Genomic DNA, 20726 nt, shown 5'->3' with positions numbered 1-20726 from the left:
AAACACCAACAGGAGCAACCCCATGATCCGAGCCCGGATGTCCCGCCGCCAGCTGCTGCTTACTGGCACCGTCGCCACCGCCACGCTGGTCTTTGCCGGTGGCGCGCTGGCGCAGGCCAACTACCCGACCCGTCCGATCCGGCTGATCGTGCCTTTTGCCGCTGGCGGCTCCACCGACCTGTCGGCGCGCCTGGTGGCCGAGTTTGCCGGCCGTGAGCTGGGGCAGTCGATCGTCGTGGAAAACAAGGGCGGCGCCGGAGGCTCGCTGGGCATGGAGCAGGTCGCCAATGCCACGCCGGACGGCTACACCATCGGCATGGCCACGGTCAGCACGCATGGCTCCAATCCTGCCGTCTATCCCAAGCTCAAGTACGACCCGATCAAGGATTTCGCCCCGGTCACCAACGTGGTCGCGATCCCCAGCGTGTTCGCGGTGCACCCGAGCGTGCCGGCCAAGACCATGCAAGAGTTCATCGCCCTCGCCAAGGCCAACCCCGGCAAGTACAGCTTCGCCTCGCCTGGGGCCGGCTCGCTGGGCCACGTCAACATCGAGAACTTCATGATGCTGGCCAAGATCGACCTGCTGCACGTGCCCTACAAGGGCGCCGGGCTGGCGCTGAACGACGCCGTGGCAGGGCAGGTGAACGCCATCACCGACAACCTGTCGTCGACGCTGCCGCACGTGAAGGCCGGCCGGCTGCGCGCGCTGGCGGTGCTGGGCGCGGCGCGCTCCGCGCAGCTGCCCAACGTGCCGACCTACGCCGAACTGGGCTTCAAGGACATGGGTGAGGGCGGGTGGTTCGGCATTGTCGCGCCTGCCAATACGCCGCCCGCCATCGTCGCCAGGCTGAACCAGGCGATCCACAAGGCCATGCAGAACCCTGAGTTCAAGCGCAAGGTGGAAGAGTCCGGCGGCACCCTGGTGCCGACTACGCCGGAGCAGTTCAAGGCCCAGATCCAGCAGGCCATGGCGCGCTACGCTCGCGTCGCCAAGGCCGCCGAGATCAAGCTGGACTGAAGCATGGCGGAAGCAACCAACCAGGCGGCTGCGCTGCCACCGGTGATCGTGCGCTTGCCGGAAGGGGAGGCGCTGCCGCTGGTGTGTGATTCGCCGCATAGCGGGACCGCCTACCCGGCTGACTTTGGCGCCGCGGTGCCCGCCGCGCGCCTGCGCGGCGGCGAGGATACGCATGTGGATGTGCTGTGGCAGGCCGTGCCCGCGGCGGGCGGCACGCTGCTGGCGGCGACCTTCCCGCGCGTCTATATCGACCCGAACCGTATGGTCGACGACATCGACCCAGCGCAGGTCGATGGCACCTGGCCGACGCCGCTGGCCCCGGGGCCGAAGACGCAGCTGGGCTACGGGCTGATCTGGAGCCGGATCGACGCGGCCACGCCGATCTACGACCGCATGCTGTCAGTCGCGGAAGTGCAGGTCCGCATCGAGCGTTACTATCGTCCATACCATGCGGCGCTGGCCGAGGCCGTGGAGGGTGCTTACGCGCGTTTTGGGGCGCTCTGGCACCTGAACCTGCACTCCATGCCCAACAACGCCTACGAACGCCTGAAGATCGCCAGCCCGCATCCGCTGGCGGACTTTGTGCTGGGCGATCGCGATGGCACTACCTGCGAACCGGGGCTGGTGGATCTGGTCGAGCGGGAACTGCGCGGCATGGGCTACACCGTCTCGCGCAACGATCCTTACAAGGGCGTGCAGTTGATCGCGCAGATCGGGCGTCCGGCGGAGCGGCGCAACAGCCTGCAGATCGAGATCCGGCGACCGCTATACATGGACGAAGTGACTCGCGAGCGCAATGCCGGCTTCGCGTCGCTGCAGCGTGACTTGGGTAAGCTGACGGAGCAAGTGGCGGCCTATATCCGTTCACAGCTCTGAGGCGCTTGTTCCACGGGAAACATCTGGCCGGGCCTTGCGCCCGGCCTTTTGTTTCACGTGAAACACAACGTCGTTTCCAGGCGACTCGCCGCGTACCGTAAGCGCCATGTTTCACGTGAAACATGGTGTCCGTCGGAAAGCGATAACTCGAATGCCGCTATAATTTCGCATTCCCGAATTTTCCCGCCAGCCTCCCGGAGGAGGTGTCCCATGCTTTACCCGAAAGAATTCGATGTCATCGTCGTCGGCGGTGGCCATGCCGGCACTGAAGCCGCCCTTGCCGCGGCCCGCATGGGCTGCCAGACGCTGCTGCTGACCCATAACATCGAGACGCTTGGGCAGATGAGCTGCAACCCGTCGATCGGGGGCATCGGCAAGGGGCACCTGGTCAAGGAGGTGGACGCCATGGGAGGCGCCATGGCCGCCGCCACGGACGAGGCGGGCATCCAGTTCCGTATCCTGAATTCCAGCAAGGGACCGGCCGTGCGTGCCACGCGGGCCCAGGCGGATCGGGTGTTGTATCGCAAGGCGATCCGCACGCGCCTGGAGAACCAGCCGAACCTGATGCTGTTCCAGCAGGCCGTCGACGACCTGATGGTGGAGGGCGACCGTGTCGTCGGCGCCATGACGCAGGTCGGCATCGCCTTCCGTGCGCGCGCGGTCGTGCTGACCGCCGGTACCTTCCTGGACGGCAAGATCCACGTCGGCCTGGATAACTACACCGGCGGCCGCGCCGGCGACCCTGCTGCGGTGTCGCTGTCGGCACGCCTGAAGGACCTGAAGCTGCCGCAAGGCCGCCTGAAGACCGGCACGCCGCCGCGCATCGACGGGCGCACCATCGATTTTTCGGTGATGGAAGAGCAGCCCGGCGATCTCGATCCCGTGCCGGTTTTCTCCTTCCTGGGCCGGCCTGAACAGCACCCGCAGCAACTGCCGTGCTGGATCACCCATACCAACAGCCGTACCCACGACATTATTCGCAGCGGGCTGGACCGCTCGCCGATGTACACCGGCGTGATCGAGGGGGTAGGGCCGCGTTACTGCCCCAGCATCGAGGACAAGATTCATCGCTTTGCCAGCAAGGAAAGCCATCAGATCTTCCTGGAGCCGGAGGGCCTGACCACCAACGAGTTCTATCCCAACGGGATCTCGACCAGCCTGCCGTTCGACGTGCAACTGGAACTGGTGCACTCGATCCGCGGCCTGGAGAACGCCCATATCCTGCGTCCCGGCTATGCAATCGAGTACGACTACTTCGATCCGCGCGGCCTGAAGGCATCGCTGGAGAGCAAGGCGATCCGTGGTCTGTTCTTCGCCGGGCAGATCAATGGCACGACCGGCTATGAAGAAGCGGCAGCGCAGGGCCTGCTGGCTGGTATCAACGCCGGTTGCTATGTGCGTGAGCGCGATCCGTGGACGCCGCGCCGCGACCAGGCCTACCTGGGGGTTCTGGTAGACGATTTGATCACGCGTGGTGTGACTGAGCCGTATCGCATGTTCACCAGCCGGGCGGAATTCCGCCTGAGTCTGCGGGAAGACAACGCCGACATGCGGCTGACCGAGGTTGGCCGCGAACTGGGCGTGGTCGACGATGCGCGCTGGGATGCGTTCAACCGCAAGCGCGACGCTGTTTCACGTGAAACAGAACGCCTGAAGAGCACCTGGGTGAACCCGGCGATGCTGCCGGCCGAGGAGGCAGTGCCGCTGCTGGGCAAGCCGATCGAGCGCGAGTACAGCCTGGCCGACCTGCTGCGTCGCCCGGAAGTCAGCTACGAAGCCCTGATGGCGCTGCAGGGCGGCCGCCATGCGCCCGCGACCCCGCTGGATGCCGAGCCGATACTGGCGGAGCAGATCCGCGAGCAGATCGAAATCGGCATCAAGTACCACGGCTATATCGCCCGCCAGGCGGCCGAAGTCGACAAGCTGGAAGCCAATGAATCGACGCGCCTGCCGGAAGGGCTGGATTACACCGAAGTGCGCGGGCTGGGTTTTGAAGTCAGCCAGAAACTGAACCAGCATCGCCCGGAAACGCTCGGCCAGGCATCGCGCATTTCGGGTGTGACGCCGGCGGCGGTCTCGCTGCTGTTGGTACACCTGAAGAAGAAGGGGCTGGGGCGCGGCCGTGCGGACGCCGGCGCATCGTCCGGCAACGGTGAAGAGGCTGCCTGAGAGTGCCCGCACCGCGACCCACCATGACCGACGACGCCACGCAGCGTCGTCGCCTTGAAGCGGGCCTGGTCGAGATCGGGCTGGCCTTGGCGCCGGCCCGGATCGACACGCTGTTCGCGTACCTGGCACTGCTGCGCAAATGGAATGGCGTCTACAACCTGACCGCCATCCGCCATCCCGACGAGATGCTTACGCATCACCTGCTGGATTCGCTTGCCGCGGTCCCGGCGCTGGCCGAAGCCGCCCGTGCCGCCGAAGTCGATACACCGGCGCGGGGCAGGGTGCTCGATGTGGGCTCGGGTGGCGGCATGCCGGGCCTGCCGCTGGCCATCGCCTGTCCGGATGTATCGGTGCTGATGGTCGACATCGTGCAGAAGAAGACCGCTTTCCTGACCCAGTGCCGCGCCCAGCTGGGCTTGTCCAATGCCGCCGCGCATTGGGGCCCGGTGGAGAAGCTGGACGATGCCGACGGCTTTGCCGTGATCACCTCGCGCGCGTTTGCCGAGCTGACGGATTTTGTCAGCCTGTCGGGCCAGCTGCTCGCGCCGCGCGGCAAGCTGATCGCGATGAAGGGGGTGTATCCGCAGGCCGAGCTGGACCGCATGGAAGCCGCCGGACTGATGGCGCAATGGCAGGTCGACGCCGTGCCGCGGCTGACCGTGCCCGGGCTGGAGGCGGAGCGCCACCTGGTGGTGCTGTCGCGCCGCGCGGGCACCCCCGCATGACCTACGCCGCGGTGCCGCGCAAGCGCGCCGCGAACTGCCAGCCGCGTGCTGGCCGGATGATTTGAAGCAGGAGCCGCAGGAGCTTATGGCCAAGGTATTCGTGATCGCAAACCAGAAGGGCGGGGTAGGCAAGACCACCACTACGGTGAACCTTGCCGCTGGCCTGGCGGCGCAGGGCCAGCGCGTGCTGCTGGTCGACCTGGACCCGCAGGGCAATGCCTCGATGGGCTCCGGCATCGACAAGCAGGCGCTGGAAACCAGCGTGTACCAGGTGCTGGTCGGCCTGGCCGGCATCGCGCAGGCGCGCCAGCGCTCCGAAACCGGCAAGTACGACGTGCTGCCGGCCAACCGCGAACTCGCCGGTGCGGAAGTGGAGCTGGTCGAACTGGACCAGCGCGAGCGTCGGCTGCGCCAGGCCATCGCGGAGGTCGACGGCGACTATGACTTCGTGCTGATCGATTGCCCGCCGTCGCTGTCGCTGCTGACGCTGAACGGCCTGTGCGCGGCGCATGGGGTAATCGTACCGATGCAGTGCGAGTATTTTGCGCTGGAAGGGCTGTCGGACCTCGTCAATACCATCAAGCAGGTGCACGCCAACCTGAACCGCGACCTGCAGGTGATCGGCCTGCTGCGCGTGATGTTCGACCCGCGCGTGACGCTGCAGCAGCAAGTGTCGGCGCAACTGGAATCGCACTTCGGGGAAAAGGTCTTCAAGACCCTGATCCCGCGCAATGTGCGGCTGGCCGAGGCACCGTCCTATGGCATGCCGGGCGTGGCGTTCGATCCGTCATCGAAGGGCGCCAAGGCGTACCTGGACTTCGGCGCCGAGATGATCGCGCGGGTCCGGCAGCTGGGCTGAAGGAGAGGGCAAGAGCATGAGCACTGCAAAGAAGAAGGGCCTGGGCCGCGGCCTGGAAGCGCTGTTGGGCGGGCCCGCTGAAATCGTCGAGTCGGTCAAGCAGGAGGGCGCGCCCACCGTGCTGAACCTGAACCAGCTGCAGCCGGGCAAGTACCAGCCGCGCACGCGCATGGACGAGGGCGCGCTGCAAGAGCTGGCCGCGAGCATCCGCGCGCAGGGGCTGATGCAGCCGATCCTGGTGCGACGCGTGGCCGAACCCGACCGCTACGAGATCATTGCCGGCGAGCGGCGCTTCCGCGCCTCTAAACTGGCCGGGCTGGACAAGGTGCCGGTGCTGGTCAAGGACGTGGCCGACGAAGCCGCCGCGGCGATGGCGCTGATCGAGAACATCCAGCGCGAAGACCTGAATCCGCTGGAAGAAGCGCAGGGCATCATGCGCCTGATCCGCGAGTTCAGTTTCACGCACGAGCAGGCGGCCGAGTCGGTGGGCCGCTCGCGCAGCGCGGTGTCCAACCTGCTGCGCCTGCTGAACCTGGCCGCGCCGGTGCAGACCATGCTGATGGCCGGCGACCTCGACATGGGCCACGCGCGCGCGCTGCTGGCGGTGGACGGTGCCAACCAGATCACGCTGGCCAACCAGATCGTCAACAAGCGGCTGTCGGTGCGCGAGACCGAGAAGCTGGTGGCCTCGACGCTCAAGCCGTTCGACCTGAAGTCGCTCAAGCAGAAGGGCACCAACAACGTGCGCGACGTCGCGCGGCTGGAAGAGGAGTTGTCGGACGCGCTCGGGCTGGCGGTGCAGATCAAGCTGTCGCCACGCGGCAAGGGGCAGCTGACGATCCACTTCAGCAACAACGATGCGCTCGAAGGAGTGCTGACGCGCCTGCGCGAATCGCGCGAAGGGCAGCAGGCTGCCTGATTTACTGCGCGATTAACGGCCATTGCTGCGGCGACTGTTGCGCGCACGCAGCACTGGTCGGGACGATCCGCGGTATACCTTGTGCCGGACCGGTAATCCCCCATCATGCGCAGGGTTCACTGCGCAATCCAATTACGTCAAACATCATTGCCGCGCAATTTTTGCGCAGCCATCATGCAATCGTGATGGCAACCGTTGTGCGCAACGCACTGCAAGGTAAATGTAAGCAGATTGACGCGAATCAGTAGTTCCCCTTAAAATCGTGCGGTTTGAATTCTGGTCGGGCCGAAAAGTTCCGGCCCGGATAAGGCAGGCAGGTGGTGGTGCGAGACCGTCAGCAACGAGGCGCCGGGTCCCGTCAGGAAGATGACTGGGACGACTGGAAAGAAGGCGCGGACCGTGAGGAAGAGGCTGTCGATCCGCTGTCGCATGCCGAGGCGGTGACGCTGTTTGGCGAGCGCGCGCTGCGTCCTTCGCGCATGACCCCGGGCAAGGTTGTCCTGGCGCAGGTGGCGGTTTCCCTGCTGTCGGCACTGTGCTGGGCGCTGTTTGCGAAGGAGCCCGGGCCATATGGATGGTCGGCGCTGTTCGGCGGCATGGTGTGCTTCGTGCCGAGCGCGTTCTTCGCGTTTCGCCTGTGGCTGGCGCGCGATCGCGCTTCGGTAGGCGGGCTGGTGCTGGGCGAGGCGATCAAGGTCTTTGCCACGGTGGCGCTGCTGGTGCTGGTCGTGGTGCTGTACCGTGATCTGCGCTGGGTGCCGATGCTGGTCACGTTCCTGCTGGCGCTGAAGACATACTGGGTAGTGGCCTTGGCGTTGCGCTAGGACCGCTGCTTGAAAACGGTGCTTCCTTTGCAAGTGGTGGCACCAAGACGGAATATCAAGAGTTTCCGTGACGGCTGCGGCGGATTTCATGGCGCTGACACCGGGCACGGCCAAGGTTGGAAACCCGCTTGCATCGCGGTGACCGGCGAATCCGCCGAAGGTGATGCAAGACGCGTACCGGGCGCTGCACAGAACAGCGGCGCGCGGCCCGAAGATTTCGCAATATACCGTTCGATTCGACAATGGCAGAAGCTACCCAAAGCGCGGAACACGTGCTGACACCCTCCGGCTATATCGCCGAACACTTGCAGAACTTGAACTCGGTCGGCGGCAAGCAGGCGTCGGTGGTCGATTTCTCCGTGATCAACTATGACACGGTGTTCTGGTCGGTCCTGTGCGGCGCCATCGCCGTGCTGTTCCTGTATGCCGCCGCGCGCCGCGTCACCGCGGGCGTGCCGGGCCGCTTCCAGGCCTTCGTCGAGATGATCGTCGAGATGGTCGACGACCAGGCCAAGGGCATCATCCACGGCGACCGTTCGTGGATCGCCCCGCTGGCGCTGATGGTGTTCTGCTGGATCACCATGATGAACGCCATCGACCTGATCCCGGTCGACTGGGTCACCGGCCTGAACAAGGTCCTCGAGATCTTCCACATCCATATCCCCCACCACCGCGCGGTGGCCACGGCCGACCTGAACGGCACGCTGGGCATGTCGTGCGCCGTGCTGGTGCTGATGATCTACTACAGCTTCAAGATCAAGGGCGCGGGCGGCTTCATGCACGAGCTGTTCTCGGCCCCGTTCGGCGCCAAGTGGTACCTGGCCCCGTTCAACCTGGTCCTGAACATCATCGAATTCCTGGCCAAGGCCGTGTCGCTGGGCATGCGGTTGTTCGGCAACATGTACGCCGGCGAACTGGTGTTCCTGCTGATCGCGCTGCTGGGCTCCATCTGGACGTTCGGTGCCGACCTGTCGGCGCTGGGCTTTGTCGGCCACGTCGTTGCCGGCGCAGTCTGGGCGATCTTCCACATCCTGATCGTGCTGCTGCAAGCGTTCATTTTCATGATGCTGACGCTGGTGTACATCGGCCAGGCTCACGATCACCACTGATCGTCATCGGTCAGCGCAGGTTCAAGGTTTTAGGTTTTTTGGTTTTTGGTTTTTTGGTTCTAAGTCTCTCTAAATTAAAGGAGTCATCATGCAAGCATTTCTCGCCAACATCCAGGGTCTGACCGCCATCGGTATCGGCATCATCATCGGCCTGGGCGCTATCGGCGCCTGCCTGGGTATCGCACTGATGGGTGGCAAGTACATCGAAGCCTGCGCACGTCAGCCCGAGCTGATGAACCCGCTGCAAACCAAGATGTTCCTGCTGGCCGGCCTGATCGACGCGGCATTCCTGATCGGCGTGGGTGTTGCAATGCTGTTCGCGTTCGCCAACCCGCTGCTGGCTGTCATCCAGTAATTCTTTTCGGTCTGCATGATGCTGACGGGCGGCGCGGGCCACCAGCCTGGCCGCCTTTTGTGCATTTATCTGTAGTTTGATTACCGAAAGGAACACACCATGAATCTGAACGCAACGTTTTTTGCGCAGATGGTCGTGTTCTTCATCCTGTGGTGGGTTGTTGCCAAATTCATTTGGCCGCCGCTGGTGAAGGCGCTCGACGAACGCGCAAAGAAGATCGCCGATGGCCTCGCCGCTGCCGAGAAGGGCAAGGCCGAGCTTGAACTCGCCAACAAGCGTGTGGACCAGGCCATGGCCGAAGCCCGCACCGAAGGCGCTCAACGTGTCGCTGACGCCGAGAAGCGCGCCCAGCTGACGGCCGACGAGATCAAGCAAAACGCCCAGGCAGAAGCCGCACGCATCATTGCCCAGGCCAAGGCCGAAGCCGAACAGCAGGTTACCCGCGCGCGCGAAGAGCTGCGCGACCAGGTCGCCGTGCTGGCCGTCAAGGGTGCCGAGCAGATCCTCAAGCGTGAAGTGAACGCGCAGGTCCACAACGACCTGCTCAATCAACTCAAGGCTGAGCTCTAATCATGGCTGAAACCGCAACCATTGCCCGTCCCTACGCTGAGGCGCTGTTCCGCGTCGCCAGCGAATCGAGCGCAGGCAACCTGGGTGCATGGTCCGAGCTGGTGTCGGAAATGGGGCAGGTAGCCGCCAATCCCGACATGAAGGCGGTCGCCGACGACCCGAACGTTCCCGGCGCCAAGCTGGCCGAACTGTTCCTGTCGGTGCTGAAGTCCCCGGTCAATGACGAAGCGCGCCGCTTCGTGCAACTGCTGGTGGACAACAACCGCCTGTCGGTGATGCCCGACATCGCCGAACAGTTCCATGCGCTCAAGAACGCCCGCGAAGGGTCGTCCGACGTTGAAATCACCAGCGCCTTCCCGCTGGAAGATGGTCAGCTGAACGACCTCGTCGCCGCCCTCGAACGCAAGTTCGGCCGCAAGCTGTACGCGCAGGTGGCGGTGGACCCGTCCCTGATCGGCGGCGTCAGCGTCAAGGTTGGCGACGAAGTGCTCGACACCTCCGTGCGTGCGCGCCTGGCAGCCATGCAAACCGCGCTGACCGCCGCCTGAGCGGCCGTCCGGCGGATTGAAGAATTAGGAGCATTGTGATGCAACTGAACCCCTCAGAAATCAGCGAGCTGATCAAGACCCGCATCTCGGGCCTTGGCGCCGAAGCTGAAGTGCGCAACACCGGCACGGTGATCTCCGTGACCGATGGTATCTGCCGCGTGCATGGCCTGTCTGGCGTGATGCAGGGCGAGATGCTGGAATTCCCCGGCAACACCTTCGGCCTCGCGCTGAACCTGGAGCGCGACTCGGTCGGCGCCGTGGTGCTGGGTGAGTACGAACACATTTCCGAAGGCGACACGGTCAAGTGCACCGGCCGCATTCTGGAAGTGCCGGTGGGCAAGGAACTGCTGGGCCGCGTGGTCAACACGCTGGGCCAGCCGATCGATGGCAAGGGCCCGATCAACGCCAAGGAAACGGACGTGATCGAGAAGGTCGCCCCGGGCGTGATCGCGCGTCAGTCGGTGAGCCAGCCGGTGCAGACCGGCCTGAAGTCGATCGACGCGATGGTGCCGATCGGCCGTGGCCAGCGCGAGCTGATCATTGGCGACCGCCAGACCGGCAAGACCGCCGTCGCCGTCGACGCCATCATCAACCAGAAGGGCAAGGGCGTCTTCTGCGTGTACGTGGCAATCGGCCAGAAGGCTTCGACGATCGCCAACGTGGTGCGCAAGCTGGAAGAGCACGGCGCGATGGAATACACCGTCGTCGTCGCCGCCGCCGCTTCGGACTCGGCCGCCATGCAGTACCTGGCCGCCTACGCCGGCTGCACCATGGGCGAGTACTTCCGCGACCGCGGCGAAGACGCGCTGATCGTCTATGACGACCTGACCAAGCAAGCCTGGGCCTACCGCCAGGTGTCGCTGCTGCTGCGCCGCCCGCCGGGCCGCGAAGCCTACCCCGGCGACGTGTTCTACCTGCACTCGCGCCTGCTCGAGCGTGCCGCCCGCGTGAACGCCGACTACGTCGAGAAGTTCACCAACGGCGCCGTCAAGGGCAAGACCGGTTCGCTGACCGCGCTGCCGGTGATCGAAACGCAGGCCGGCGACGTGTCCGCGTTCGTGCCGACCAACGTGATCTCGATCACGGACGGCCAGATCTTCCTGGAAACCGACCTGTTCAACGCCGGTATCCGCCCCGCCATCAACGCCGGTATCTCGGTGTCGCGCGTCGGTGGTGCTGCGCAGACCAAGGTGGTGAAGAACCTGTCCGGCGGTATCCGTACCGACCTCGCCCAGTACCGTGAACTGGCTGCGTTCGCGCAGTTCGCCTCGGACCTGGACGATGCCACCCGCAAGCAGCTGGAGCGCGGCCGCCGCGTGACCGAACTGCTGAAGCAGCCGCAATACCAGCCGCTGCAAGTGTGGCAGCTGTCGGCTTCGCTGTTCGCCGCCAACAACGGCTTCCTCGACAACGTGGAAGTGAAGGACATCCTGCCGTTCGAGAAGGGCCTGCACGACCACCTGAAGACCAAGTACGCCGACCTCATCAACCGCATCGAAGAGACCAAGCAGCTCTCGAAGGAAGATGAAGCCGCCCTGCGTGCCGCTGTCGAGGATTTCAAGAAGTCCGCCGCGTTCTAACCGCGTAATTCCACGACATCGTCGCCGCGCCTGGCTCACGCCGGCGCGGCGATGGTTCGGATGGAGAGGAAGATATGGCCGGAACGAAAGAGATTCGAACCAAGATCAAGAGCGTGCAGAACACGCGCAAGATCACCAAGGCGATGGAGATGGTCGCCGCGTCCAAGATGCGCAAGGCGCAGGAGCGGATGCGCAACGCCCGTCCTTACGCCGAGAAGGTGCGCAACATTGCGGCGCACCTGGCTACAGCCAACCCCGAGTTCAAGCACCCGTTCATGCAGGAGCGCGAAGTCAAGCGCGTCGGCATGATCGTGGTCACGACCGACAAGGGGCTGTGCGGCGGCCTGAACACGAACGTGTTGCGCTCGGTGACCAATGAGCTGAAGGCCCTGCAAGGCCGTGGCGTGGATGTGCAAGCCACCGCCATCGGCACCAAGGGCATGCAGTTCCTGGGCCGTATCGGCGCCAAGGTGGTTTCGCACGTGGTGCACCTCGGTGACACCCCGCATCTGGAAAAGCTGATCGGCGCGATCAAGGTCCAGCTCGACGCCTTCACCAATGGTGAAGTCGACGCGGTGTACGTGGCGTACACCAAGTTCATCAACACGATGAAGCAGGAACCGATGGTTGAGCAGCTGCTGCCGCTCGCCGCCGACAAGCTGTCGCAGACCGAAGAAGAAAAGCGCGCCTACTCGTGGGACTACATCTACGAGCCTGACGCCCAGACCGTCGTGGAAGAGCTGCTGGTCCGCTACGTCGAGGCGCTGGTGTACCAGGCCGTGGCCGAGAACATGGCGTCCGAGCAATCGGCGCGCATGGTGGCCATGAAGGCTGCGTCCGACAACGCCAAGAACGTGATCGGCGAACTGCAACTGGTCTACAACAAGACCCGTCAGGCCGCGATTACCAAGGAACTGTCGGAAATCGTCAGCGGCGCAGCTGCGGTCTAAGGCGTCACGAATTCAAGCTATCGGAGATACGAAATGAGTATCGGAAATATTGTGCAGTGTATTGGCGCCGTGGTGGACATCGAGTTCCCCCGCGACGCAATGCCGAAGGTGTACGACGCGCTCGTGCTGGAAGAATCCGGCGACGCCTCGTTCGCCGAGAAGGGCCTGACCTTCGAAGTCCAGCAACAGCTGGGCGACGGCGTGGTGCGTACCATTGCCCTGGGCTCGTCGGATGGCCTGCGCCGCGGCATGTCGGTGAAGAGCACCGGCGCGCCGATTTCGGTGCCGGTTGGGCACGGCACCCTGGGCCGCATCATGGACGTGCTGGGTCGCCCGATCGACGAAGCCGGCCCGATCGCCTCGGACGAACTGCGTGCGATCCACCAGAAGGCACCGAAGTTCGACGAACTGTCGCCTTCCGTTGACCTGCTCGAAACCGGCATCAAGGTGATCGACCTGGTCTGCCCGTTCGCCAAGGGCGGCAAGGTGGGCCTGTTCGGTGGCGCCGGCGTGGGCAAGACCGTCAACATGATGGAGCTCATCAACAACATCGCCAAGCAGCACAGCGGTCTGTCGGTGTTCGCCGGCGTGGGCGAGCGTACCCGTGAAGGGAACGACTTCTACCACGAAATGAAGGACTCGAACGTGCTCGACAAGGTGGCCATGGTGTTCGGCCAGATGAACGAGCCGCCGGGCAACCGTCTGCGCGTGGCGCTGACCGGCCTGACCATGGCCGAGCGCTTCCGCGACGAAGGCCGTGACATCCTGTTCTTCGTCGACAACATCTACCGCTACACCCTGGCCGGTACCGAAGTGTCGGCACTGCTGGGCCGTATGCCTTCCGCCGTGGGCTACCAGCCGACGCTGGCCGAGGAAATGGGCAAGCTGCAAGAGCGCATCACCTCGACCAAGACCGGCTCGATCACGTCGATCCAGGCCGTGTACGTGCCTGCGGATGACTTGACCGACCCGTCGCCGGCAACGACCTTCCTGCACCTGGACTCGACCGTGGTGCTGTCGCGTGACATCGCCGCGCTGGGTATCTACCCGGCCGTCGATCCGCTCGACTCGACCTCGCGCCAGCTGGACCCGCAAGTGGTCGGCACTGAGCACTACGAAGTCGCCCGCCGCGTGCAGCAGACCCTGCAGCGCTACAAGGAACTGCGCGACATCATCGCGATTCTGGGCATGGACGAACTGTCGCCGGAAGACAAGCTGGCAGTGAACCGCGCCCGTAAGATCCAGCGTTTCCTGTCGCAGCCGTTCCACGTGGCCGAAGTGTTCACGGGTTCGCCGGGCAAGTACGTGCCGCTGAAGGAAACCATCCGCGGCTTCAAGATGCTGGTCGACGGCGAGTGCGATCACCTGCCCGAGCAGGCGTTCTACATGGTCGGCTCGATCGACGAGGCCTTCGAGAAGGCCAAGAAGCTCCAGTAAGCCTTGCTTGTCGTTCCCGCGAAAGCGGGAACCCAGCGTCTTTGAACGTCGTTCCAAAGTCACTGGGCCCCCGCGTTCGCGGGGGCGACGGTAAATCGCGTAAGGCGTTTTTGCCGTCGGAAGCGAAGTGAGTGGAGAAAGGATCAGATATGGCAACCATTCTTGTAGACGTCGTCAGCGCGGAAGCGTCGATCTTCTCCGGACAGGCGAAGTTCGTGGCGCTGCCGGGCGAGTCGGGTGAGCTGGGCATCCTGCCGGGCCACACGCCGCTGATCACGCGCATCCAGCCGGGTGCGGTGCGCATCGAGAAGGAAGACGGCAGCGAAGAGTTCGTGTTCGTTGCCGGCGGCATTCTTGAAGTGCAGCCCAAGCACGTCACCGTGCTGGCCGACACCGCGATCCGCGGTGGCGACCTGGACGAAGCCAAGGCCCAGGAAGCCAAGCGTGCCGCCGAGGAGCTGATGCAGAACCAGAGCAGCGACCTCGACCTGGCCCGCGCCCAGAGCGAACTGGCCGTGGCCGCGGCGCAACTGGCAGCGATTGCCCGTCTGCGTCGGAAGAAGTAAGCATCGAGCAGGACTGTCGCATTGTTGTTTTTTCGATGCGACATTTAAAAAAAGGCAGCCGCGAGGCTGCCTTTTTTGTAAGCGCGGCGATATGCTTTGGCCGCGCCTGGACAAAAAAAAGCGCGCGGGCCGGGGAGGCTCCGCGCGGACGGGAAAATCCCTTCGAGGGGTCAATTCGAAGGAACGGGTTCGGTCCAGGTCGACAAGCAAGGCGCATCGGATATCCAAATATCCGCTCACAGGCCGCAAAGGCCACGCGCTGCAACTTCTTCCTGGTGCTCCGGTCCAGCAAGCTTTACGCTGGATCGGAAAATCGGGTTACTGCCGGAAACGCTACAAAAAGGCTTTCTTCAGCACGCCCCTTTAGTCTGCACGGCCATTTTTACCGGGGCGCCACGCCCGCCCAGCGGGTGTGTCAATGCATTGTGGGGGAAACTCCCCGGCATGGCAGTAACAAAATGTATCGGTTTGAAAGAAGTTGAAAGCCGGAGCGCCTAAAATCTGGCGTGATCGGCATATTTTCGCGCCTTGCCGTCACGTTTTGCGCCGCCATGTGTTGCGGGATTATCTTTATATCCGTGATTTCAGTGTTCGTTTCCGCACCAAATCCTGCGTGACAATTGCGGTTACGATTCACTGGCCGCCGGAGTTGCGTCGCCGTTGCGATGCAGCCCGGCGGTCATCTGGTCACTCACCTCCACAGCCCGGAGACGCAATGCCGCCCGAGATGCAGCAAGCCATACAAGCCATGCTGGCGATGAAGACCGTAGCCGTAGTCGGCTTGTCCGACCGTGCGGAGCGGCCCAGCCATGAGGTCGCCGAATTCCTGCAAGGCCACGGCTTCCGCATCGTGCCGGTCAATCCGCGCCACGCTGGCGAACGCATCTTGGGTCAGACCTGCCACGCGACGCTGCGCGAGGCCGCCGACGCCGCCGCGGCGGCAGGCGCCCCGATCGAATGGGTCGATATCTTCCGCCGCGCCGAGGACACACCCGGTGTGGTCGACGAGGCTATCGCCATCGGCGCGCGTGGGGTCTGGCTCCAGCTTGGCATCATCAACGACGAGGCGGTGCGTCGTGCCGCCGATGCCGGGCTGCTGGCGGTGCAGGACTGTTGCAGCAAGATCGAGCTGACGCGCCAGCTCGGCGGGGCCTGATTCCCGCCGTTTCTTTTATCCCTACTGATTACGCCTTTGCCGCCGACCATGGCCATCGATCCGCAACTGCTCGCCTATTACCGCCGCCTGGCCGAACGCTATGCCACGGAGCCGGCGCCGGCCGACGTCCCGGCGCGGCGCGCCCGCTTCGCCGAGATCGCCGCCGCCTCGTTGCGGCCGGATCCGGAGGGCGTTGTGGTGCAGCCGCTCGAAGTGGCGCTGGCCGGACGCACACTGGGCGCACGATTGTTCCGTCCGGCCGGCGTGGCCGCGCCACGGCTGCTGGTGTACTTCCACGGCGGCGGCTGGGTGGTTGGTTCGACGCAGACGCACCACACCGTCGCGGCCTTGCTCGCGGCCGATACCGGGTGCGCCGTGGCCAGTGTCGATTACCGGCTGGCCCCCGAGCACGCCTTCCCGGCGCCTTGCGACGATGCCGCCGAAGCCGTGGTGTGGCTGGCCGGCCAGCGTCAGTCGCTGGGGCTGGCGCCCGATTTCCTCGCGGTGGCCGGCGACAGCGCCGGCGGCCACCTCGCGGCGCAGGCCGCGCAGCGGCTCAATGCCGGCGAGGCGGTGCGGGTCGACGCCCAGCTGCTGATCTATCCGGTCGCGGCGCCGGTGCTCAGCACCGAAAGCTATCGCGCCTTCGCCGATGGCCCGGGCCTGACGCGTGACGAGATGGCGTGGTTCTGGACCCAGTTCATCGGTGCCGAGGCACTGGCGCAGGGCGCTGCCCACGCCGATCCGCGCGTGCACCTGATGGCCGCGCCGCCGATGCGGCCGCCGGCCACCGTGCTGATGGTGGCGGCGCACGATGTGCTGCGCGACGACGGCCTGGCCTATGCCGACTTTCTGGTGCGCCACGACGCCCCGGTCATCACCATCGAGGCCAGCGGCATGACCCACGGCTTCGCCCGGCTGCAGCCGGAGGCCGAGCGCGCGCGGGAATGGATGCGCCGCGCCGCGTCCGCGTTCGCGGGGATGATCGACGACGCCTGAGCGGCATCCGCGTGCGGCCATCCCTTAGAATGGCGGTCTTACGAGGATGACCATGACCGCACTGCAGAACGATACCTTCCTGCGCGCGCTGCGCCGCCAGCCGACCGAATACACGCCGCTGTGGCTGATGCGCCAGGCAGGCCGCTACCTGCCCGAGTACAACGCCACGCGCGCGCGCGCCGGCAGCTTCCTCGGGCTGGCCAAGAACCCGGCCTACGCCACCGAAGTGACACTGCAGCCGCTGGACCGCTATCCGCTCGACGCGGCCATCCTGTTCTCTGACATCCTGACGGTGCCGGATGCGATGGGCCTGGGCCTGTCGTTCGCCCAGGGCGAGGGCCCGCGCTTCGCCCATCCGCTGCGCACCGAAGCCGACGTGCAGAAGCTGGCCGTGCCCGACATGGCATCGCTGCAATACGTGTTCGACGCCGTGGGCGAGATCCGCCGCGCGCTGGTGCAGGACGGCCGCCAGCGCGTGCCGTTGATCGGCTTCTCGGGCAGCCCCTGGACGCTGGCCTGCTACATGGTCGAGGGCGGCGGCTCGGACGACTTCCGCACGGTCAAGGCGATGATGTACGGCCGTCCCGACCTGATGCACCGCATCCTCGACATCAATGCGCAGGCGGTCACGGCGTACCTGAACGCGCAGATCGAGGCTGGCGCGCAGGCGGTGATGATTTTCGACACCTGGGGCGGAGCGCTCGCCGACGGCATGTACCAGGCGTTCTCGCTGGCGTACATGCGCCGCGTGCTGTCCGGCCTGAAGCGCGAGCACGCCGGACAGCAAGTGCCCGCGATCGTCTTTACCAAGGGCGGCGGCCTGTGGCTGGAAGCGCTGGCCGACACCGGCGCCGATGCCATCGGGCTGGACTGGACCGTCAACCTGGCCGAAGCGCGCCGGCGCACCGGCGGCCGCGTGGCACTGCAGGGCAATATCGACCCGACCGTCCTGTTTGCGCCCGAGGCCGCGATCCGCGAGCAGGTGCGTGGCGTACTGGACAGCTATGCCGCCGGCGGCGGCAGCGACGGCCATGTCTTCAACCTCGGCCACGGGATTTCGCAATTCACGCCGCCGGAAAGCGTCTCGGTGCTTGTCGACGAAGTACACCGGCACAGCCGCCAGCTGCGGGCAACCGGGAAGTGACGGCGGCGGTATGCAGCTAGACCGGCCGGTTCGGCGCTGCCCCGCGCTGCAACGTTCCGGCCACGGCCGTACCCAGTGCTGCGCGAGCCGCGCGGCCGTACCGTGTCAAGTTAACTTTTTCGCCAGGAACCGCCAAAAAGGTGCACAGAGTTGATTGGCGACCCTTGACTTATGCACACCGATAGGTTTGCCGCAGTGCAGGACAGGGTTATTCCCTAACCTATCTGGGGGATGTTTGCAAGCCCTTGATTTTTAAGGCTTTGGAAGATTTGCAAAGAAGGGGTCGATACCAGTGGATCCCTTGTTTCTCGGGGCTTCCGGGCCAGGCAAAGCGACTTTTCAACAAAGTTATCCACAGGGGCAGTGGAATTAGTGGAAAACCAGTCATCTATCATCGACTTAGGGCCACATTTGAAGTTTTACTTTAAGTTGATGCTGCGCCGCACACCCACCTTCCGCCATGGCCGGGCAGGCTGTCAGTGGACCCAGCCTTGCCCCACGGCGATGCACCTTCAAGCCGTGCATGCTGCCCGATAGCGGCGCCCTCCTTCCGGAGTCCACGGCGCCAGCCGCCGCACGGGTGGCGCTGTCGTCGCCGCCGGTGATACGGGTTGCCCTCGACACGCCCGCCGACGACTGCTTCGACTACCTCGCCATCGCCGACATCGCGCCCGGGGACCTGGTAGAGGTGCCGTTTGGCCGCCGCAGCATGGTCGGCGTCGCGCTCGAATTCGCGCAAGACTCGGAAGTGCCTGTGGACAAGTTGCGCCCCGTGGCGCAACGGCTGGACTGGCTGCCGCCGCTGCAGCCGGACTGGATCGGGCTGGCAGCCTTTGCCGCGCGCTACTATCAGCGCCGGCTCGGCGAAGTGATGCTGCCGGCCTTGCCGCCCGCCCTGCGCGAGGCCGAAAGCTGGCCCAGCCTGGCGCAGCGCGCCCGCACCGACGAATACCGCGTGCTGCCGGACCAGGCCGAGGCCTTGCTGGCGGCCGTGCCGCCCCGCGCCCGCAGCGTGCGGGCACTGGCCCAGGCGCTGGCCGACCGCGCCGCCACGGGCGAGCCGCTGCCCCTGGCGGAAGCGCGTGCCCTCTGTGCCGCGGCACCGTCGCGGCTGGCCGAATGGCAGGCCGCAGGCTTGGTCGAGGCCAGCCGCACCGCGCGCACCTTGTTGCCGACCGACCCCACCCAGCCGCCGTCGGCCGCGCCGCCGCTGCATGACGAGCAGCGCGCCGCGGTGCAGGCCATCGCCGACGCCGAAGGCTTTGCCCCGTTCCTGCTGCACGGCGTGACCGGCAGCGGCAAGACCGAGGTCTACCTGCATGCGATGCAGTCGGTGCTGGCGCGCGACCCGCGGGCCCAGGTGCTGATGCTGGTGCCGGAAATCAACCTGACCCCGCAGCTGCAAAGCCGCATTGCCGCGCGCTTCCCGCAGTTGCCGCTGGCGGTGCTGCACAGCGGCCTGGCCGACCAGGAGCGCAGCCTGCAGTGGCTCGCGGCGCACCGCGGCGAGGCCCGCATCGTGCTGGGCACGCGCATGGCGGTGATGGCGTCGCTGCCGGCGCTGGCGCTGATCGTGGTCGACGAGGAGCACGACACCTCCTACAAGCAGCAGGAAGGGCTGCGCTACTCCGCGCGCGACCTGGCCGTGTGGCGGGCCAAGCAGCGCGGCATCGCGGTGGTGCTGGGTTCGGCCACGCCGTCGATGGAAACCTGGTGGCGGGCCGGGCAGGGCACCTACCGCAAGCTGGTGCTGCGCGAGCGCGCCCAGGCCGATGCGGCGCTGCCGGCGGTGCGGCTGGTCGACCTGAACCACGAGCGCCAGCGCCAGCGCGCCCTGTTCGAGGGCCTGTCGGTGCCGCTGCTGGAGGCCATCGACGCGCGCCTGGCGCGCGGCGAGCAGAGCCTGCTGTTCCTGAACCGCCGCGGCTATGCGCCGGTGATTGCCTGCGACAGCTGCGGCTGGCTGTCGGGTTGCCCGCGCTGCTCGGCGTACCTGGTGCTGCACAGGCCCGAACGTCGCCTGCGCTGCCACCACTGCGGCCTCGAGTCGCCGGTGCCGCACCACTGCCCGGATTGCGGCAATGTCGATATCGCACCGCTGGGGCGTGGCACGCAGCGCATCGAAGAGGCCTTGGCGGCGCGCTTCCCGCAGGCGCGCATCGCCCGTATCGATGCCGATTCCACGCGCCGCAAGGGCAGCGCACAGGCCATGTTCGACGAGGTCCATGCCGGTGAAGTCGACATCCTGGTGGGCACCCAGATGGTGGCCAAGGGGCACGACTTCCAGCGCGTGACCCTGGTCGGCATCGTGCATCCGGACGCGGCCATGTTCAGCCACGACTTCCGCGCCGCCGAGCATTTGTTTGCATCGCTGATGCAGGTGGCGGGCAGGGCGGGGCGGGCCGGGTTGCCGGGCGAGGTGCTGATCCAGACCCGCTATCCCGATACCCCGGCATTGCAGGCCCTGACGCGCCATGACTATGATGGATTCGCGGCCAGCCAGTTGCGCGAGCGGCGCCAGGCCGGGTTGCCCCCGTTCTGCTTCCAGGTGCTGGTCACCGCGGAACACGGGCAGCTGGAGCGGGCGCTGCAGTTCCTGGAAGCCGCGCGCCGGCATGCCGAACGCTGGACCCTGGCGCCGGAGGTGCAACTGCATGATCCGGTGCCGATGTCGATGGTGCGGGTGTTCAACCGCGAGCGTGCCCAGATGCTGGTCGAAGCCAGCGCGCGCCCTGTACTGCAACGGTTTGTGGCCGAGTGGGTACAGACTTTCGCAGAGGTTGGCACGGAGGTGAAGGGGGTGCGCTGGCAGTTGGAAATCGACCCGTTGCGGATCTAGCGGACCGGGCGATATGGAGGAAAAGTGCAACCTGCGGATTAGGGTTTTCGATAGGGTTGCACAAGGTTGCACCTTGGTGATTT

19 protein-coding genes are annotated in these 20726 nt (G+C 65.5%); all 19 read left to right on the top strand.

The features are described 5' to 3' along the window. Positions 1–22: 22 nt before the first annotated feature. The gene (locus CBM2588_RS00700; protein WP_115678928.1) at positions 23–1018 is read left to right on the top strand and encodes a tripartite tricarboxylate transporter substrate binding protein BugE; all 996 of its coding nucleotides are present in this window, start codon (positions 23–25) and stop codon (positions 1016–1018) included. 3 nt (positions 1019–1021) lie between these two features. Continuing rightward, entirely contained in the window at positions 1022–1894 is an 873-nt protein-coding gene (locus CBM2588_RS00695) for an N-formylglutamate amidohydrolase (RefSeq protein WP_115678927.1), read from the top strand. A gap of 210 nt (positions 1895–2104) precedes the next feature. Beyond that, positions 2105–4063 carry a tRNA uridine-5-carboxymethylaminomethyl(34) synthesis enzyme MnmG gene (gene mnmG, locus CBM2588_RS00690; protein ID WP_115678926.1) on the top strand — a complete coding sequence of 653 codons (1959 nt, stop codon included), beginning with the start codon at positions 2105–2107 and terminating at the stop codon, positions 4061–4063. Between the two features lie 23 nt (positions 4064–4086). Then, positions 4087–4788: a 16S rRNA (guanine(527)-N(7))-methyltransferase RsmG gene (gene rsmG / locus CBM2588_RS00685; RefSeq protein ID WP_115678925.1), complete on the top strand. Its 702-nt coding sequence runs from the start codon at positions 4087–4089 to the stop codon at positions 4786–4788. An 85-nt stretch (positions 4789–4873) separates the two neighbouring features. Further along, positions 4874–5647: a ParA family protein gene (locus CBM2588_RS00680; RefSeq protein WP_062795850.1), complete on the top strand. Its 774-nt coding sequence runs from the start codon at positions 4874–4876 to the stop codon at positions 5645–5647. Between the two features lie 16 nt (positions 5648–5663). Further along, a complete protein-coding gene (locus tag CBM2588_RS00675; protein ID WP_018006203.1) occupies positions 5664–6566 on the top strand; it encodes a ParB/RepB/Spo0J family partition protein in 903 nt (300 codons plus the stop codon). A 317-nt stretch (positions 6567–6883) separates the two neighbouring features. Beyond that, complete coding sequence (locus CBM2588_RS00670) at positions 6884–7390, top strand: ATP synthase subunit I (protein WP_115678924.1); 507 nt, start codon at positions 6884–6886, stop codon at positions 7388–7390. A gap of 242 nt (positions 7391–7632) precedes the next feature. Then, complete coding sequence (gene atpB / locus CBM2588_RS00665) at positions 7633–8499, top strand: F0F1 ATP synthase subunit A (RefSeq protein WP_035848827.1); 867 nt, start codon at positions 7633–7635, stop codon at positions 8497–8499. Positions 8500–8587: 88 nt separating this feature from the next. Beyond that, positions 8588–8854 (top strand): F0F1 ATP synthase subunit C, encoded by a 267-nt coding sequence (gene atpE / locus CBM2588_RS00660; RefSeq protein WP_011299478.1) that lies wholly within the window; start codon positions 8588–8590, stop codon positions 8852–8854. Between the two features lie 99 nt (positions 8855–8953). Beyond that, a complete protein-coding gene (locus tag CBM2588_RS00655) occupies positions 8954–9424 on the top strand; it encodes a F0F1 ATP synthase subunit B (RefSeq protein WP_062795846.1) in 471 nt (156 codons plus the stop codon). Positions 9425–9426: 2 nt separating this feature from the next. Continuing rightward, positions 9427–9972: a F0F1 ATP synthase subunit delta gene (locus CBM2588_RS00650; RefSeq protein WP_115678923.1), complete on the top strand. Its 546-nt coding sequence runs from the start codon at positions 9427–9429 to the stop codon at positions 9970–9972. A gap of 38 nt (positions 9973–10010) precedes the next feature. Beyond that, positions 10011–11552: a F0F1 ATP synthase subunit alpha gene (gene atpA, locus CBM2588_RS00645; RefSeq protein ID WP_018006200.1), complete on the top strand. Its 1542-nt coding sequence runs from the start codon at positions 10011–10013 to the stop codon at positions 11550–11552. 74 nt (positions 11553–11626) lie between these two features. Further along, complete coding sequence (gene atpG / locus CBM2588_RS00640; RefSeq protein ID WP_092316767.1) at positions 11627–12502, top strand: F0F1 ATP synthase subunit gamma; 876 nt, start codon at positions 11627–11629, stop codon at positions 12500–12502. Positions 12503–12535: 33 nt separating this feature from the next. Continuing rightward, positions 12536–13939 carry a F0F1 ATP synthase subunit beta gene (gene atpD / locus CBM2588_RS00635; RefSeq protein WP_115678922.1) on the top strand — a complete coding sequence of 468 codons (1404 nt, stop codon included), beginning with the start codon at positions 12536–12538 and terminating at the stop codon, positions 13937–13939. A 149-nt stretch (positions 13940–14088) separates the two neighbouring features. After that, positions 14089–14505, top strand: coding sequence for a F0F1 ATP synthase subunit epsilon (locus CBM2588_RS00630; protein ID WP_010811262.1), 417 nt, complete (start codon positions 14089–14091; stop codon positions 14503–14505). A gap of 715 nt (positions 14506–15220) precedes the next feature. Continuing rightward, positions 15221–15661 (top strand): CoA-binding protein, encoded by a 441-nt coding sequence (locus CBM2588_RS00625; protein WP_115678921.1) that lies wholly within the window; start codon positions 15221–15223, stop codon positions 15659–15661. 48 nt (positions 15662–15709) lie between these two features. Beyond that, a complete protein-coding gene (locus CBM2588_RS00620) occupies positions 15710–16660 on the top strand; it encodes an alpha/beta hydrolase (protein ID WP_115678920.1) in 951 nt (316 codons plus the stop codon). A 52-nt stretch (positions 16661–16712) separates the two neighbouring features. Next, on the top strand, positions 16713–17804 hold the full coding sequence (hemE, locus tag CBM2588_RS00615; protein WP_115681344.1) for a uroporphyrinogen decarboxylase: 1092 nt from the start codon (positions 16713–16715) through the stop codon (positions 17802–17804). A gap of 523 nt (positions 17805–18327) precedes the next feature. After that, complete coding sequence (locus tag CBM2588_RS00610) at positions 18328–20643, top strand: primosomal protein N' (protein WP_115678919.1); 2316 nt, start codon at positions 18328–18330, stop codon at positions 20641–20643. Positions 20644–20726 lie beyond the last annotated feature (83 nt).

The organism is Cupriavidus taiwanensis (genome assembly GCF_900250075.1).
In the GTDB taxonomy this organism is placed as follows: Bacteria; Pseudomonadota; Gammaproteobacteria; order Burkholderiales; family Burkholderiaceae; genus Cupriavidus; species Cupriavidus taiwanensis_C.
Note: the sequence above shows the minus strand (reverse complement) of the source record. Positions and strands in the feature narration are given on the sequence as shown.

Excerpts from the sequence above, each read along its gene's own strand:
- mnmG (WP_115678926.1), top strand. The coding sequence starts at position 2,105 with ATGCTTTACCCGAAAGAATTCGATGTCATCGTCGTCGGCGGTGGCCAT.
- atpB (WP_035848827.1), top strand. The coding sequence starts at position 7,633 with ATGGCAGAAGCTACCCAAAGCGCGGAACACGTGCTGACACCCTCCGGC.
- CBM2588_RS00655 (WP_062795846.1), top strand. The coding sequence starts at position 8,954 with ATGAATCTGAACGCAACGTTTTTTGCGCAGATGGTCGTGTTCTTCATC.
- CBM2588_RS00610 (WP_115678919.1), top strand. The coding sequence starts at position 18,328 with ATGCTGCCCGATAGCGGCGCCCTCCTTCCGGAGTCCACGGCGCCAGCC.
- CBM2588_RS00625 (WP_115678921.1), top strand. The coding sequence starts at position 15,221 with ATGCCGCCCGAGATGCAGCAAGCCATACAAGCCATGCTGGCGATGAAG.
- atpE (WP_011299478.1), top strand. The coding sequence starts at position 8,588 with ATGCAAGCATTTCTCGCCAACATCCAGGGTCTGACCGCCATCGGTATC.
- CBM2588_RS00695 (WP_115678927.1), top strand. The coding sequence starts at position 1,022 with ATGGCGGAAGCAACCAACCAGGCGGCTGCGCTGCCACCGGTGATCGTG.
- CBM2588_RS00700 (WP_115678928.1), top strand. The coding sequence starts at position 23 with ATGATCCGAGCCCGGATGTCCCGCCGCCAGCTGCTGCTTACTGGCACC.
- CBM2588_RS00630 (WP_010811262.1), top strand. The coding sequence starts at position 14,089 with ATGGCAACCATTCTTGTAGACGTCGTCAGCGCGGAAGCGTCGATCTTC.
- CBM2588_RS00620 (WP_115678920.1), top strand. The coding sequence starts at position 15,710 with ATGGCCATCGATCCGCAACTGCTCGCCTATTACCGCCGCCTGGCCGAA.
- rsmG (WP_115678925.1), top strand. The coding sequence starts at position 4,087 with ATGACCGACGACGCCACGCAGCGTCGTCGCCTTGAAGCGGGCCTGGTC.
- hemE (WP_115681344.1), top strand. The coding sequence starts at position 16,713 with ATGACCGCACTGCAGAACGATACCTTCCTGCGCGCGCTGCGCCGCCAG.
- atpG (WP_092316767.1), top strand. The coding sequence starts at position 11,627 with ATGGCCGGAACGAAAGAGATTCGAACCAAGATCAAGAGCGTGCAGAAC.
- CBM2588_RS00650 (WP_115678923.1), top strand. The coding sequence starts at position 9,427 with ATGGCTGAAACCGCAACCATTGCCCGTCCCTACGCTGAGGCGCTGTTC.
- atpD (WP_115678922.1), top strand. The coding sequence starts at position 12,536 with ATGAGTATCGGAAATATTGTGCAGTGTATTGGCGCCGTGGTGGACATC.
- CBM2588_RS00675 (WP_018006203.1), top strand. The coding sequence starts at position 5,664 with ATGAGCACTGCAAAGAAGAAGGGCCTGGGCCGCGGCCTGGAAGCGCTG.
- atpA (WP_018006200.1), top strand. The coding sequence starts at position 10,011 with ATGCAACTGAACCCCTCAGAAATCAGCGAGCTGATCAAGACCCGCATC.
- CBM2588_RS00680 (WP_062795850.1), top strand. The coding sequence starts at position 4,874 with ATGGCCAAGGTATTCGTGATCGCAAACCAGAAGGGCGGGGTAGGCAAG.